Here is a 13361-nt window from a genome sequence, read left to right as displayed (position 1 = left end):
GCTCTGCTGCGACGAGCAGCATCCACGGAGAACGCCCTAAGGAGCAGCGCACCACCATGAGCAGTCATACGCTTTCCGTTCTGGTGGAGGACACCCCGGGTATCCTGGCTCGTGCCTCCTCCCTCTTCTCGCGCCGCGGGTTCAACATCGACTCCCTCAGCGTGAGTACCACCGAATATCCGGGCCTGTCCCGGATGACGATCGCGGTCAACTGCGACCTCCACCCCTTGGAGCAGGTGACCAAACAGCTCAACAAGCTGGTCAACGTCGTCAAGATCGTGGAGATGGACACCGCCGCGTCGGTCCAGCGCGAGCTCCTGCTCGTCAAGGTCAAGGCCGATGCGTCGAGCCGCACCCACGTGTTGCAGACGGCCGAGCTGTTCCGCGCACATGTCGTGGACGTCAGCCCGGACGTCGTCGTCATCGAGGCCACCGGCGACCCCGAGAAGCTCGATGCCCTGGTCAAGAACCTGGAACCCTTCGGGATCCGGGAGCTCGTCAAGTCAGGGCTGGTCGCCCTGGGACGCGGCCCCCGCTCGATCACCGACCGGTCCCTCCGCGCGGTCGAGCGCAGCGCCTGAGCGGCGGGGTCCCGACACGGGGGACCCCGCGCCCCGCGTCCCCACACACGTCAAGAACAAGGAGTAACCCGAAGTGGCAGCACAGATGTACTATGACGACGCCGCGGACCTCTCGCTCATCCAGGGCAAGAAGGTCGCCGTGATCGGTTACGGCAGCCAGGGTCACGCGCACGCGCTGTCGCTGCGGGACTCGGGAGTGGACGTCCGCATCGGCCTGGCCGAGGGCTCCAAGAGCCGCCCCAAGGCCGAGGAGGAGGGCCTGCGTGTCCTCACGCCCGCGGAGGCCACCGCCGAGGCCGACGTCATCATGATCCTGGTCCCCGACCACCTGCAGCGCGACCTCTACGCCAACGAGATCGCCCCGAACCTGGAGCCCGGCAACGCCCTGTTCTTCGGACACGGCTTCAGCGTCCGGTACGGCTTCGTCAAGGCCCCCGAGGGCGTTGACGTGGCCATGGTCGCCCCCAAGGGCCCCGGCCACCTGGTCCGCCGCCAGTACGAGGCCGGCCGCGGCGTGCCCTGCCTCGTCGCCGTCGAGGAAGACGCCTCCGGCCAGGCCTGGGACCTCGCGCTCTCCTGGGCCAAGGGCATCGGCGGTGCCCGGGCGGGGGTCATCAAGACCACGTTCACCGAGGAGACCGAGACCGACCTGTTCGGTGAGCAGGCCGTGCTCTGCGGCGGCACCGAGGAGCTCGTCAAGGCCGGGTTCTCCACCCTCGTCGAGGCGGGCTACCAGCCGGAGGTCGCCTACTTCGAGTGCCTGCACGAGGTCAAGCTCATCGTCGACCTCATGTACGAGGGCGGCCTGAGCAAGATGAACTGGTCCGTCTCCGACAACGCCGAGTACGGCGGCTACACCCGTGGGCCGCGCATCATCACCGAGCAGACCCGCGAGGAGATGCGCAAGATCCTCGGCGAGATCCAGGACGGCTCCTACGCCAAGGAGCTCATGGACGAGTTCGACGCGGGCAAGCCCACCTTCACCAAGCGCCGTGAGGCCGAGCAGAACGAGCAGATCGAGAAGGTCGGCGCCGAGCTGCGTCCGCTCATGAGCTGGCTCAAGGCCTGAGGTCCCGCCGGCGGGGCCGGCACAGGGTTTCCCGGCGCCGGGGCAGGCCGACGGCCCGCCCCGGCGCGTTCGTGCCGGAGCGGGGGTGGCGAAGTCGACGCCCGATTTTCGGGGGAACCCCCTAATTACTTCCCCACCCCGCTAGTAGACTTCCCTTCGGCCGTCACACCCGATCAGGGGCAGGGCCGACGTTCCTGCGCCATCGGGTCGCACCACTCGAAAAGGAACCGTTGTGCCCAAACCCGCCGTACTCGTAGCGGAGAAGCTCTCGCCCGCCGGAATCGCCCTCCTCGAAGAGGACTTCGAGGTCCGCCACGTCGACGGCTCCGACCGGTCCCAGCTCCTGCCCGCCCTCGCCGACGTCGACGCCCTCATCGTGCGCAGCGCCACGCAGGTCGACGCCGAGGCCGTGGCCGCTGCCGACCGCCTCCAGGTCGTCGCCCGCGCAGGCGTGGGGCTGGACAACGTCGACGTCGAGGCCGCAACCAAGGCCGGTGTTCTGGTCGTCAACGCTCCGACGTCCAACATCGTCAGCGCCGCCGAGCAGGCCATCAATCTGCTCCTGGCCAGCGCACGCAACACCGCCCCCGCGCACAACGCGCTCGTCAACGGCGAGTGGAAGCGCTCCAAGTACACGGGTGTCGAGCTGTACGAGAAGACGGTCGGCATCGTGGGCCTGGGGCGCATCGGTGCGCTCGTCGCCCAGCGCCTGCTCGCCTTCGGGACCGAGGTCATCGCCTACGACCCGTTCGTGCAGCCGGCCCGCGCCGCCCAGCTCGGTGTCGAGATGACCACGCTGGACGACCTGCTCCAGCGCTCGGACTTCATCAGCATCCACCTGCCCAAGAACAAGGACACCCTGGGCCTGATCAGCGACGAGGCCTTCGACAAGGTCAAGCCCTCGGTGCGCGTCATCAACGCCGCCCGCGGCGGGATCCTCGACGAGGACGCCCTCTACCGCGCCCTCAAGGACGGCCGTGTGGCCGGCGCCGGCATCGACGTGTTCGCCACAGAGCCGACGACCGACAGCCCGCTGTTCGAGTTCGAGAACGTGGTCGTGGCACCGCACCTGGGCGCCAGCACCGCCGAGGCCCAGGAGAAGGCCGGAACCCAGGTGGCGCGCTCGGTCAAGCTCGCGCTGTCCGGCGAGTTCGTGCCCGACGCCGTGAACGTGCAGGGCACCGGCGTGGCCGAGGAGGTCAAGCCGGGTCTGCCGCTGACCGAGAAGCTCGGCCGGGTCTTCACCTCCCTCGCCGGCGCGCTGGCCTCCCGCATCGACGTCGAGGTGCGCGGTGAGATCGCCGAGCACGACGTCAAGGTGCTGGAGCTGGCTGCGCTCAAGGGCGTGTTCACCGACGTGGTCGAGGACGCCGTCACCTTCGTCAACGCGCCGCTGCTCGCCAAGGAGCGCGGCGTCGAGGTCAACCTCGTCACCAGCGACGACACCGTCGACTGGCGCAACCTGATCTCCGTGCGCGGCGTGCTCGCCGACGGCACCCAGGTGTCGGTCTCGGGCACCCTGACGGGACCGCGCCAGTTCGAGAAGCTGGTCGAGGTCAACAAGTACCCGATGGAGATCGGCCTCGCCGAGCACATGGTGTTCTTCTCCTACGAGGACCGGCCCGGCATCGTCGGCCGCGTCGGCGCCGTGCTGGGCGACACCGGCGTGAACATCGCCGGCATGCAGGTGATCCGGGACCGTGAGGGCGGCAAGGCGCTCATCGCCCTGACCGTGGACACCGTCGTGCCCGACGACGTGCTGGCCTCCATCTCCGAGACGATCGAAGCCGACATCACGCGGCAGATCGACCTCGAGGACTGACGGCCTCCTTCCGCGAACGAAGGACCGCCCCTCCGGGCACTGATCCGGAGGGGCGGTCCTTCGTCGTGTGGGGCATCGGCCGGAAGGTGTCCGGATGCGGCCAGGCGTCCGTGTGGGTCCGCACACTGGAAGATCCTCGTTCTTGCTGGTGAGGGCGTATTTTCTGGTGGGATCGAACAGGATGTGGATCCCCTTCACGTTCCACTGGGAACTCTAGATTGGGTGCCTGTTTTTCATGTTCTGAGTAGAGCTTTTCCTTTTTGTCGGATTATTCTCTGGGTGTCTTCTTTCGGGCATGCCAATGATTGACGCTGTCCGGGTGTGGAGTTCCTGACCTGTGAGCTGTTCGGGTCGAACGCAACCGCATCCTGGCCCGCCTGATGGCCGATGCCCTGAGCCGGGGCCGGAATCTGCTCCGCGACGAACTGCACCGCACCCCTCACGGTCGTCCGGGAGGCCGCGGTGTTCTCCCCGGCCGAGTTTTTCGACGCTGCCGACCGCGGTGCCGTCCGGATCGACGGGGTCGCGGCTACGTGGATCGGGACACCCCTGTGCCGTTGGAGGTCTGGTCCACCAGTGCGAAGAAGCCCTCCTCCAGGTCGCCGTCCCGGGCGAGCCCGGACAGGGGCCCTCGTAGCAGTTCCGGCCGTGCGCGATCACGCCCACCCGGTCGCACGTGCGGGCGATCTGGTCGGGTTGGTGGCTGGAGACGAACACGGTCGCACCCGTTTCGGCCACCCGGCGCATCAGTGCACGCATCTCCCGCATACCGATGGGGTCCAGTTGGTCGGTTCGTCGAGCACGAGCAGACGGGGGAGCTGACCATGGCGGTGGCGATACCGAGCCGCCAGCGCATGCCCAACGAATAGGCCGAAACCTTGCGGTCGGCGATCTGGTCCATGCCGACCAGGGGCAGAAGGCGGGCCACCGCGTCGTCGGGGTCGACCCCGCACAGCTTGGAGTGCACTCGAATGTGCTGACGGGCGTTCATCCGCGACCACAGCCCCGGGCCGTTGACGAGTGCGCCGATACCCCGCAGGGAGTCACGGGTGAAGGGGTGGCCCGCCACCCCACCGGCACACTCCTGTCCCCGGTCGGGGGCTACCCGGCGGCTGCCTGGTTCGGTGAGCGGGCCAGGAACACGCGGAGCGTCGGACCGCCGGGTACTCGGGGGGAATGCGCAGGCGCATCGGTATCGCGCAGAGTCTGCTGGGCGACCCCGGGCTACTCGTCGCCGACGAGCCCACCGCCGGCTTGGACCCCGAGGCACGCATGCGTTTCCGGTCGCTCCTCGCCCATATCGGCCAGGAGCGCACCGTTGTACTCGCCACGCACATTTTGGGCGATGTGTCGCACTTGTGCTCGAGTGTGATCGTCCTTTCTGCCGGTCGTCCGAGATTCCACGGGACGGTCCGCGAAATGACCGGCGTTGCGCGCGGCCGTACCTACGAGATGCCCGTGGGTGTGCCGGTAGGAGGGCAGGCCGTGGTCGTGGGCGCGTCACCCGAGTGCTATCGGGTCGTCACCCCGGAGGCGCCTTCCGGAGGACGCCCCGTTCCACCGACGCTGGAGGACGGCTACATCGCTCTGATGCGCCTGGGCGCCGAGTAGGACCGCGGTTCCGGGGAGGAAGGGCCGCCCGCCGGGCTGTCCGTGAGGGCGTCCGAGGTCCGGCCGGGTTCATGAAGAAAGTGGAGGAGTGTGCATGCTGTCCCGATTGATTTCCCTTTTATGGTGAAAGTCGAATGTGTGATAAGTCGGCGCGGGTAATTCTCGGTAAAGTGAGCGGCGCCGACCTGCAGTTCCGTTGGATCATCCGGGCGCCATGGCATTCTGATGTGGTTTCCATTCCGCACTCTTCGGGCCCCGCGGGCCGGTTTGGTGATGCCGTGCGTATGCGCCGTCCACGTTCGCTCCTTCTGATCCTTTCGCTCCTCGCCGTGGCCTCCGCCACCACGGTGCTCCTGACCGCGATGGGCACTGTCGGGTTCTGGGATGCGGTCCGCACACTCGCCCTGGCGTCGGTGCTCGCGACCGCGGCGCTCCTGGCGGTGCTGGTCCGCCGCACCAACCAGCAGCTGCGGCAACTGCGCAGCGGCCTCGACCGCCAGGTGCGCCACATCCGCGAGATCACCGGTGAGAACCGCGTGGAGCTGCTCGGCCGCACCGCCGAGATCGCCGACCGCCTCTCGGACGTGGAGCGCACACTGCGCGAGCGGGCCGGAGCCCCCTCGAAGGACCGGGCCGGAGGCGACCCCAAGGCGTTCACGTGATCCGGGCCCTGTTCGAGGAGGCGCTGCGCACCCGCGAACCGGGCCGCGCCGCGGTCTGCACCGTCGGGGATGTCGACGTTCCTGACGGCGTGGACCTTCCGACGGAGGTCGCGCTCCACGATCTGGACGCCCGCCCGGTCAGCGACCAGCACATCCAGCGGGAGATCGCCGGTACCGGCAGCCGTCCGTGGGGGCTGGGGGTGATCCTGGCAGCCTCACCCACCGACCTGCGGCGCGCAGTCCCCCACCTGGCGGGTTTCCCGCACACGGCCCGCCTCGTGGTGCTCGTCACCGACGCCGCATCCCATCTCAACCCGCCTCTGCCGGTGCTGCCGGGGCTCGGGCCGTGGGGCGAACTCGTCGACTCGAGAGTCAGGCGCGTGGGGGACGGTGGATGGGCATCCGACCTGTCCTTCGCCTTCCCCGTGAGCGTGCCCCAGATCGTCGCGGCGCTGGTGCGCGGGATGATCGGCGGGCGGCGCGAACGCCCCCTGCCCGCCCTGGCCGCCGTCCGCGGCACGGACGCGGGGATCTGGCGCCCGGGCGACGAACGCTGCCACCGCACCGATCACGTCGACGCGCTTCTGGACACCACCGCCTCCGGGTACCAGCTCCCCGAGGACGCCCCGCCCCGGGTAGCCCGCGCGTCCCTGGGCCACACCTCCTGGGAACGCCTCGGCCGTCCCGGAGCCAAGGCCCCCACCCGGGCGACCGTCGACGACGTGCCGCCCGTTGACGAACGACTCGTCAACCCCCTCGGATTCACCCGTGAATCAGAACCATTGACCGGGAGGCTGGAGGACCGCGACGGGCGCTGGGCACTGGTCGTCGACGGCCGGACACGGTGGACCGTGCCCGACGACGGAGGCGTGACCGACGTGCACGTGGCCCAGGCCCGCGACCTGCGCGCGGTCGAGATCCGCTGGGGCCCGCACAGCGGCCCGCTGTCGGCGGTGCGTACCGTAGCGGGGCTGGCTGCGGCCGGTGTCCCCCTGGTCAGCGGCCCGGTGCCGGTCTGGGCGACCGGCCTGGGTGAGGAGCTGTGCGCGCGCTTGCGGTCGGTGCGGGTCGAGGACCTCGATGACGAGCACATCCGCGAGGAACACAGCGTCCGCACACGCCGGGCCGCCCTGCGCACGCACGGCGCCCTGGCCCGGTGGCGGCGTGTGGGTGCCGAACTGGGGTTGTGCGCCGACACCGACCCCGAGGTGTCCGTGCTCCTGTGCACGCGGCGCCCGGAGATGGTCGGGTTCGCGCTGCGCCAGGTGGAACGCCAGCGCGGCGTCCGTACCGAGACCGTGCTCGCCCTGCACGGGTTCGACCAGGAGATCTCGGAGGTGGCCGAGGCGATCCGGGCCTTCCGTGCGTCGGGCCGCGAGCTGATCGTGCACGAACCCGGGCCGTCCCTGGTCTTCGGCAACGTGCTCAACCGGTCGGCGTCGCTGGCGAGCGGGCACATGATCGCGAAGATGGACGACGACGACTGGTACGGCCCCGACCACCTCGCCGACCTCGCCGCGGCACGCACCTACGCGGGCGCCGACCTCGTGGGTTCCTCACCGGAGTTCTTCTACCTGGAGGCCCTGGACACCACGGTCCGGCTGGCCGGGGTGAGCGAGGTCTACAAGCACCACGTCACCGGGTGCACGCTCTTCCTCGACCAGGGGGTGCTGGAGGAGATCGGCGGGTTCCGGCCCCTGGCCCGGTCGGTCGACACCCAGTGCCTGGTGGGCGTGCGCCTGGCCGGCGGGCGCATCTACCGCACGCAGGGCTGCAACTTCCTGGTGCGGCGCAAGGGGGACGGGCACACCTGGACGGTCGGTGCCGGGCACTTCCTGCGCCGTGCCGGGACCGACCAGCTGCCCGGGTGGCGCCCCAGCCCGTTGTTGGAACCCGACCTCCGAGATGCGCCGGTCACGCAGGTGGCCCTGCCCTGGGGAACCCACGAGCCCGCTGCCGTGCGTGCCGGATCGGTGGTGGAGACAGGATGAGCGTACGTACGACGGCGGTCCGGTACCCCGGACCACAGGGTGGCGCGCGGCCGCAGCCCCTGCCCCGGCTGGGGGCCTGGCAACCGGAACTGGGCGTGCACGTCGTGGTCCGGGCCGAACACGGTTGCGACCCGGCCCCGCTCCTGGCCTGCCTGGCCGCGCAGACCTACCCGTCGCCGTTGACCGAGGTCACAGTGGTCGGCGACGTCGGCACCGCTGCTCTGGAGGGCGAGCGGCCCGACCGCACACAGGTGGTGCCCTCCGGGACCGATTCGCTGTGGCGCGGCGGCCCCGCGGCGCCGCCGGTGGTGCTGTGGATGGACGCGGGCGACCTGGTACCGCCGGGGTTCGTCGAGGCGCACCTGCGGGGCCACCACGCGGTCGAGGGGCTCGTCCTGTGCAGCACACCCGGGGATGCCGCCGAGGGGAAGCCCCCGGAGGCCGACCGAGGCCTGCTGTACGCACGGCCCGCGCCCCTGTGGGACGGAGCGCTGCGCAGCGGTGTGTCGGCGCCGCGGTCGTTGCTGGAGGCGTGCGCCGTCGCGGCCGGGGGAGAGCTGCCCGCGGAGGAGGCAATCCTGCTCCACCTGCTGCTACAGCACGGCGCACTCACGGCCACCGATCCCGAGGCCCGGCACTGTCCCGGGACCGGGGGCGGCACCGGGGCGAACGACCCGCTCACCCGGGCGCGCGTGGCCCACTGGGTTCCGGACGTGGACGAGGCTCACGGCCACCGCGGAGCCCACCCGCGCGTACCGATGGCCGAGGTCGTCGTCGAGACCGCCGGCGCGGACAGCGCCACGGTCGTCGACACCGTCGACCGCTTGCTCGGCGGGGACACCACGGGTTCCCGCTTCACCCTGACGGCGGTGCCCGGCTCCCCGGAAGAGGCAGACCTGCTCGCCCACTTCCGGGCCGACCCCAGGGTCAGGACCGGATCGGCCGAACCCGCGCCGGATCCGCTCGTCCCGTTCGTTCTGCGTGTGCCTGCCGCGCTGCCCGCCGAGACCGACGTGGTGCGGGTCCTGGTGGAGGAGGCCGAACGCTCCGGGGCCGACGTGGTGCGGGCGGCGGTGCCCGGATCCGACCTGGCCGGGCCCCGGTTGGAGCGCACCGCGGCCCACGCGCGATCCGCATCCGGTCGCCGGGACCATGCCCCGGTGGTGCACCCGGGCCCGCTCCCGCCCCGTGTGCGCTGGATCGACGGGGAGGTCCGGCTGCTCCAGGCCCGGGGCGCGGCGAAGCGACGTGCCGCGAAATGGGCGCGCCTGCACGAGCTCGAGCAGGAGGTCGACCGGATGCGGGGGTGGGAGCAGCGCCTGCGGTACCGGTTCGACCTGCTCACGCGTACCCGCGCGGGCCGCCTCCTGTGCCGGATCCTGGGCTAGCCGATGTGCGGACCACGGCCGGACCCCGAGCCCGGACCCGGGGGAGTGCGCCGGCCCCCGCGGCGGGGCGCTGCCGGGGATGCGGAACCAGGCGGCGGAGCGTGGTCCGGCGCGCAGTCCGACAGTGAATCTGCGAGGGGAACACCCCAGGGAGACGACCGTGACAGCGAAACGTGAGGCACCGGACGGCGGCGGGTTCGCGCCCTTGGGGGACCGGCCGGGCGTGACAGTGGTGGTCCCGGTGCACGGCGGGCCCGGATCCTGCGAGACCGACCCGCTCGGGCAGGTGCTGGACCGGATCAGGGACCGCGTCGCCCCGGGCGAGGGCATCGGAGTGCTGGTGTGCACCACCACCCGGGCGGAAGGCCCCGAACCGCCCGGCGTGCGGATCCTGACCGTCCCCGGGCCGGTCCGGCCCTGGGAGCTCGTGCGTACGGGCCTTGCCGCGGCCCAGGGCGATGTCGTCCTGCTCGCCCGCCCCGGTGCCCTGCCCGAACGCGCCGAGATCGACGGCCACGTGCGCGTCCACGAGACCGAACACGCAGCCGTCACCGTGGGGCGCGTGACCGTCGCTGCAGCCGCCGACGGTCCGCGTCCCGACGGGATGCGCGACCGGTACGCGGAGGCACTGACCTCCCACCGGCGCGACCTGCTCACCGCGGTCGGTGTCGGGGAAACGCGTGCGCCCGAGGAACTCCTGCACCGGATGCTCCAGTTCGGCGCGGCCCTCGTCCCCGGCCCGGGAACCGAGGTGCTGCAACCGGCGGAGGACGACGGCGCGGAGGCGGGGGCCCAGGACCTGCCGGGTGGACGCGACCCGGACCTGGAACACCGGGTGCCCTGGCTTCCTGCGCGCCGGGCCCGCCCCGTGCGCCTGTGGGAGGTGCCCTTCGCGGATGCGGTCGTCCTCGCCGCCCGGGCGAGCGCCGACGAGATCCGCCTCACCGCCGACCTCCTGCTGGGCGGTGCCGATCGCGACCTGCGGCTCACCCTCGTAGGGCCGTGGGGCGCGCGGGACCGGGCCACGGCGGACACGGTCCGGTTGTTGCGCGAGATCTACCGGTACGAACCCCGGGTGCACATGGCCGAACACGTTCCCGCTCCGGTGCCGGGCGCACCCTTCCGCCTGTCCGTTCCTGCCGGGGCGGAACCGGTGTACGACGCCGTCCGTGCCCTGGCCTCTGCCGCCGACGAACGCGCCGCCGGCCTACTGGTGCTGCCCTGCGGGGATCGGGGCTCCCTCCGTTGGGAACGCACCGCAGCCCTCGCACGGAACCGGTTGGCCGGGGGAGGGAAGGACGGGATCGCTCCGCCCTGGACCGCCTGCGTGCTGGACCCCGGTGTGGCACTGGAGGAAGGACCCGCGTGGCCCGCTGACGGGCCCGAACGAGTACGGGCGGCCCGCCGCGAGGCCAAGGCCCTGCGCGAGAACGCCATGCGCTGGGAGCGCCGAATCCGTGCGCTGACACGCGGGCGAGCGGCGCGGTTGCTTCTGGGGCGGAGTCGGCCACGGCCCCTGTCGAGGAGGCAGCGATGACGACGACTGTGCCCGGAGCACGAAACCGGCAGGCTCGCTCCATGGGAGGGGCCGCCGTCGCAGCTGCGAGCAGAACCGACGGAGCTGCCCCCGGGGCAGCACGAGATCCAGGAGGCGTTGTGCACGTCCTACGCTCACATTCCAAAGCCGTCTCGGCCACGATCTTCCTGACCGGGTTCTCGACCGTGGCCGCGTCGACCGCCTTCGGCGCGCTCGACCCGTGGGAGGCGGCTCAGCTGGCGGCCTGCGCGGCCTTGTTCGCGGTGTGCATGTACCTGGCTCTGACCCTCCGGCGCCTCCTGGACGAGACCGCGGCGGCCCACGCCGAGGCCGAGGAGCAGGACCTGGAACTCACGGAGGTCGCCGCGGAGAGCCGCGAAGAGCTCTCCGCACGTATGGACGGCCTCGTCGAGCGCCTGGAGAGGGCCGCCGTCCTCACGGCCGAGGTAGGCAGCGCCGGGCACGGCGGGGGACACGGCCGCAGCACCGGAAGCGGGTCGCCCGAGAGGACGGACACGCGCTCGGAGACCCCCGCGGAGCCGGTGGAGGCCGACGGCGACAGCGACGCCGGCCGTGTGTGGGCCGAGGCGACCGAGCCCGCCCGGGCGGCCCGGTGAGGTCGGGCGGGAAGCGCGGCACGCGCGAACGGTCGGTCTTCCTCTGCCGGATCGGCGAGGGCACCGAGAAGGAAGCAGCGCGGAGCTTCCCCGGAGCCCGAGTCGTGAACCTGGACACCCGGAACGTGGGCAGGCGAGGTATCGCCCGCGAGCTCGGTGAGGAGGAGCGCGGTGAACCGGTCGAACTCATGGTGCTCCTCGCCGGCTCGCCGACCGACCTTCGCAGATCCGTGCCGGCGGTGGCGGGGATCCCGTGCGCGGCCCGCTTCCGGGTCGTTCTCGGCGGGGGCTCCGACCAGTTGCCGCCGCCGGTTCCGGTGGCGCCCGGATCCGACGCCTGGCAGGGGTTGCTCGACCTGTCCGTGCACCGCACGAGCACGGGCGGATGGTCGGTCGAACTGGCCTTCCTCGATCCGGTGGAACCCTCCGGTGTGCTCGCCGCTCTGTCCCAGGCGGTGGTGGGCGGACGCCGGCAGCCCGTGGCCGGGCCAGTGGGGCGTCTGGTCGGGGTGGGCCCCGGCTCGTGGGGCCCGGGCGATGCCCTGGCCAACACCACCCGGAAGGCCGACACGGACCTGTGCATCGGAGCGTGCGGCGGCGAAGCGGAGGCCGCGGACACGGACGGGGCCGTCCTCCACCGCGTGGACCACGCCGACGTCCGCTGGGCCGGCTACGGGCGGCCGAACGTGTCCCGAGCCGGGGTTCCCTTCTCGGAACACGACGTGCCACCCGTCGACGAACGGGTGGTGAACCCGATCGGTTTCAAGAACACCTCCCGTGGAGGACGAGGGCAGCTCCTCATGAGGGACGGCCGCCTGGCCCTGGTCGCCGGCGGGTCCGAGCTCTTGCGGGTCGCGGACGACGGGACGGTGACCGATGCACAGATCGCCCGGATCAGGCACCTGCGCCAGGTCGACGTCGATTGGGGAGCCCACAGCGGCCCTCTCGCGGCCGTCCGCGCGGTCGCCTCGCTCGCTGCCGCCGGGATCCCACTCACCGGGGGAGCCCCTCCGGCCTGGTCCCAGAGCCTCGGCACGCGAATCCACACTCTGTTGTCCGAGGGGCGCTCGGCCGACCTGTCCGAGGGGCTGCCTCGGATCGAGCACAGCATCCGGTTGCGGCGTGCGGCGCTGCTCACCCATGGGGCACATGCGCGTTGGGCGGCCCTGGGGGCCGAGGCCGGCGTGCACGCCGAGATGGAGGACGAGGTGTCGGTCCTTCTGGTGACCCGGCGCCCGGAGATGCTGGGTTTCGCTCTCCGCCAGGTGGCCCGCCAGAGGTCCGTACGGATGGAACTCGTGGTCGTCCTGCACGGCTTCGATCGCGACCACCCCGCGGCGCGGCGTGAGCTGGAGTGGTTCCGGTCCTGCGGCCATGCCCTGACCGTGGTCGAGGCACCCACGCTCCTGCCGCTCGGTTCCCTGCTCAACCGTGCTGTGCACAGGGCGCACGGGACCGTCCTCGCCAAGATGGACGACGACGACTGGTACGGCCCCGACCACTTGGCCGACCTGCTGCTGGCACGCAGGTACTCCGGCGCGGACGTGGTCGGCAACGCCGCCGAGTTCGTCTACCTGCAGGAACTCGACCTGACGATCCGCAGGATCCAGCAGGACCACGAACGCGTGTCCGCCCATGTCGGGGGAGGCACCCTCCTCTTCGACCGCAGGATCTGGGAGGAGGTCGGGGGGTTCCGTCCCCTGTCGTGTGGTGAGGACAGCGCACTGCTGGGGGCCGTGGTCCGGGCGGGCGGCCGTGTCTACCGGACCCACGGCTGCAACTACGTACTCCGCAGGAAGGGCCGGGGGCACACCTGGGGCGTGGGGGCCGGCCATTTCCTCTCGGGCCCGGAGAAGTTCCAGCACATCGGCTGGCAACCCAGCGCACTCCTGGAGTCCGATCCCCGCGACCGCCCCGCCCCGGGCCGGATCGCCCGTGCCCTGGCACCGGGCTCCGCGCCGGCAAGCAACCGTGACCAGCAGCAGTTCGTGGGTGGTGGAAGCACATGACACTCGCCGAGGAGAGGGTGCGCACCGTCGGGAAGGTGCGCGCAGAGGTACCGGACGTTCCCGAACGGCCCCGT

The 13361-nt window shown here is 71.5% G+C and carries 11 protein-coding genes; 10 read left to right on the top strand and 1 reads right to left on the bottom strand.

Features of this window, described 5'->3' with window-relative positions; translation table 11 throughout:
• The first annotated feature begins 56 nt into the window (after positions 1–56).
• From ilvN to serA, 3 genes are all read left to right on the top strand, one after another.
• Entirely contained in the window at positions 57–581 is a 525-nt protein-coding gene (ilvN, locus tag D474_RS0117260; protein WP_026118569.1) for an acetolactate synthase small subunit, read from the top strand.
• 73 nt (positions 582–654) lie between these two features.
• Positions 655–1650, top strand: a complete 996-nt coding sequence (gene ilvC / locus D474_RS0117255) for a ketol-acid reductoisomerase (RefSeq protein WP_193374021.1) — start codon at positions 655–657, stop codon at positions 1648–1650.
• A gap of 232 nt (positions 1651–1882) precedes the next feature.
• Entirely contained in the window at positions 1883–3472 is a 1590-nt protein-coding gene (gene serA, locus D474_RS0117250) for a phosphoglycerate dehydrogenase (RefSeq protein ID WP_017614784.1), read from the top strand.
• A gap of 529 nt (positions 3473–4001) precedes the next feature.
• Here the strand turns inward: serA and D474_RS31130 are convergent.
• Positions 4002–4541 carry a lantibiotic ABC transporter ATP-binding protein gene (locus D474_RS31130; RefSeq protein ID WP_239647099.1) on the bottom strand — a complete coding sequence of 180 codons (540 nt, stop codon included), beginning with the start codon at positions 4539–4541 and terminating at the stop codon, positions 4002–4004.
• Positions 4542–4648: 107 nt separating this feature from the next.
• Between D474_RS31130 and D474_RS29055 the strand changes: the two genes are divergently transcribed.
• From D474_RS29055 to D474_RS29045, 7 genes are all read left to right on the top strand, one after another.
• Positions 4649–5083, top strand: coding sequence for a P-loop NTPase family protein (locus D474_RS29055; RefSeq protein ID WP_017614783.1), 435 nt, complete (start codon positions 4649–4651; stop codon positions 5081–5083).
• A gap of 329 nt (positions 5084–5412) precedes the next feature.
• Positions 5413–5745 carry a hypothetical protein gene (locus tag D474_RS0117240; RefSeq protein WP_239647098.1) on the top strand — a complete coding sequence of 111 codons (333 nt, stop codon included), beginning with the start codon at positions 5413–5415 and terminating at the stop codon, positions 5743–5745.
• Positions 5742–7736, top strand: coding sequence for a glycosyltransferase family 2 protein (locus D474_RS0117235; RefSeq protein WP_017614781.1), 1995 nt, complete (start codon positions 5742–5744; stop codon positions 7734–7736). Before D474_RS0117240 ends, D474_RS0117235 begins: the two co-directional genes overlap by 4 nt.
• A complete protein-coding gene (locus D474_RS0117230; protein WP_083931857.1) occupies positions 7733–9124 on the top strand; it encodes a hypothetical protein in 1392 nt (463 codons plus the stop codon). The genes D474_RS0117235 and D474_RS0117230 overlap by 4 nt, the downstream gene beginning before the upstream one ends.
• A 160-nt stretch (positions 9125–9284) precedes the next feature.
• Complete coding sequence (locus D474_RS0117225; protein WP_017614779.1) at positions 9285–10661, top strand: hypothetical protein; 1377 nt, start codon at positions 9285–9287, stop codon at positions 10659–10661.
• A gap of 119 nt (positions 10662–10780) precedes the next feature.
• Positions 10781–11278 carry a hypothetical protein gene (locus D474_RS30505; protein ID WP_017614778.1) on the top strand — a complete coding sequence of 166 codons (498 nt, stop codon included), beginning with the start codon at positions 10781–10783 and terminating at the stop codon, positions 11276–11278.
• A gap of 104 nt (positions 11279–11382) precedes the next feature.
• Positions 11383–13287 carry a glycosyltransferase gene (locus D474_RS29045; RefSeq protein WP_152476890.1) on the top strand — a complete coding sequence of 635 codons (1905 nt, stop codon included), beginning with the start codon at positions 11383–11385 and terminating at the stop codon, positions 13285–13287.
• Positions 13288–13361 lie beyond the last annotated feature (74 nt).

The organism is Nocardiopsis salina YIM 90010 (assembly GCF_000341025.1).
GTDB lineage: Bacteria > Actinomycetota > Actinomycetes > Streptosporangiales > Streptosporangiaceae > Nocardiopsis > Nocardiopsis salina.
Note: the sequence above shows the minus strand (reverse complement) of the source record. Positions and strands in the feature narration are given on the sequence as shown.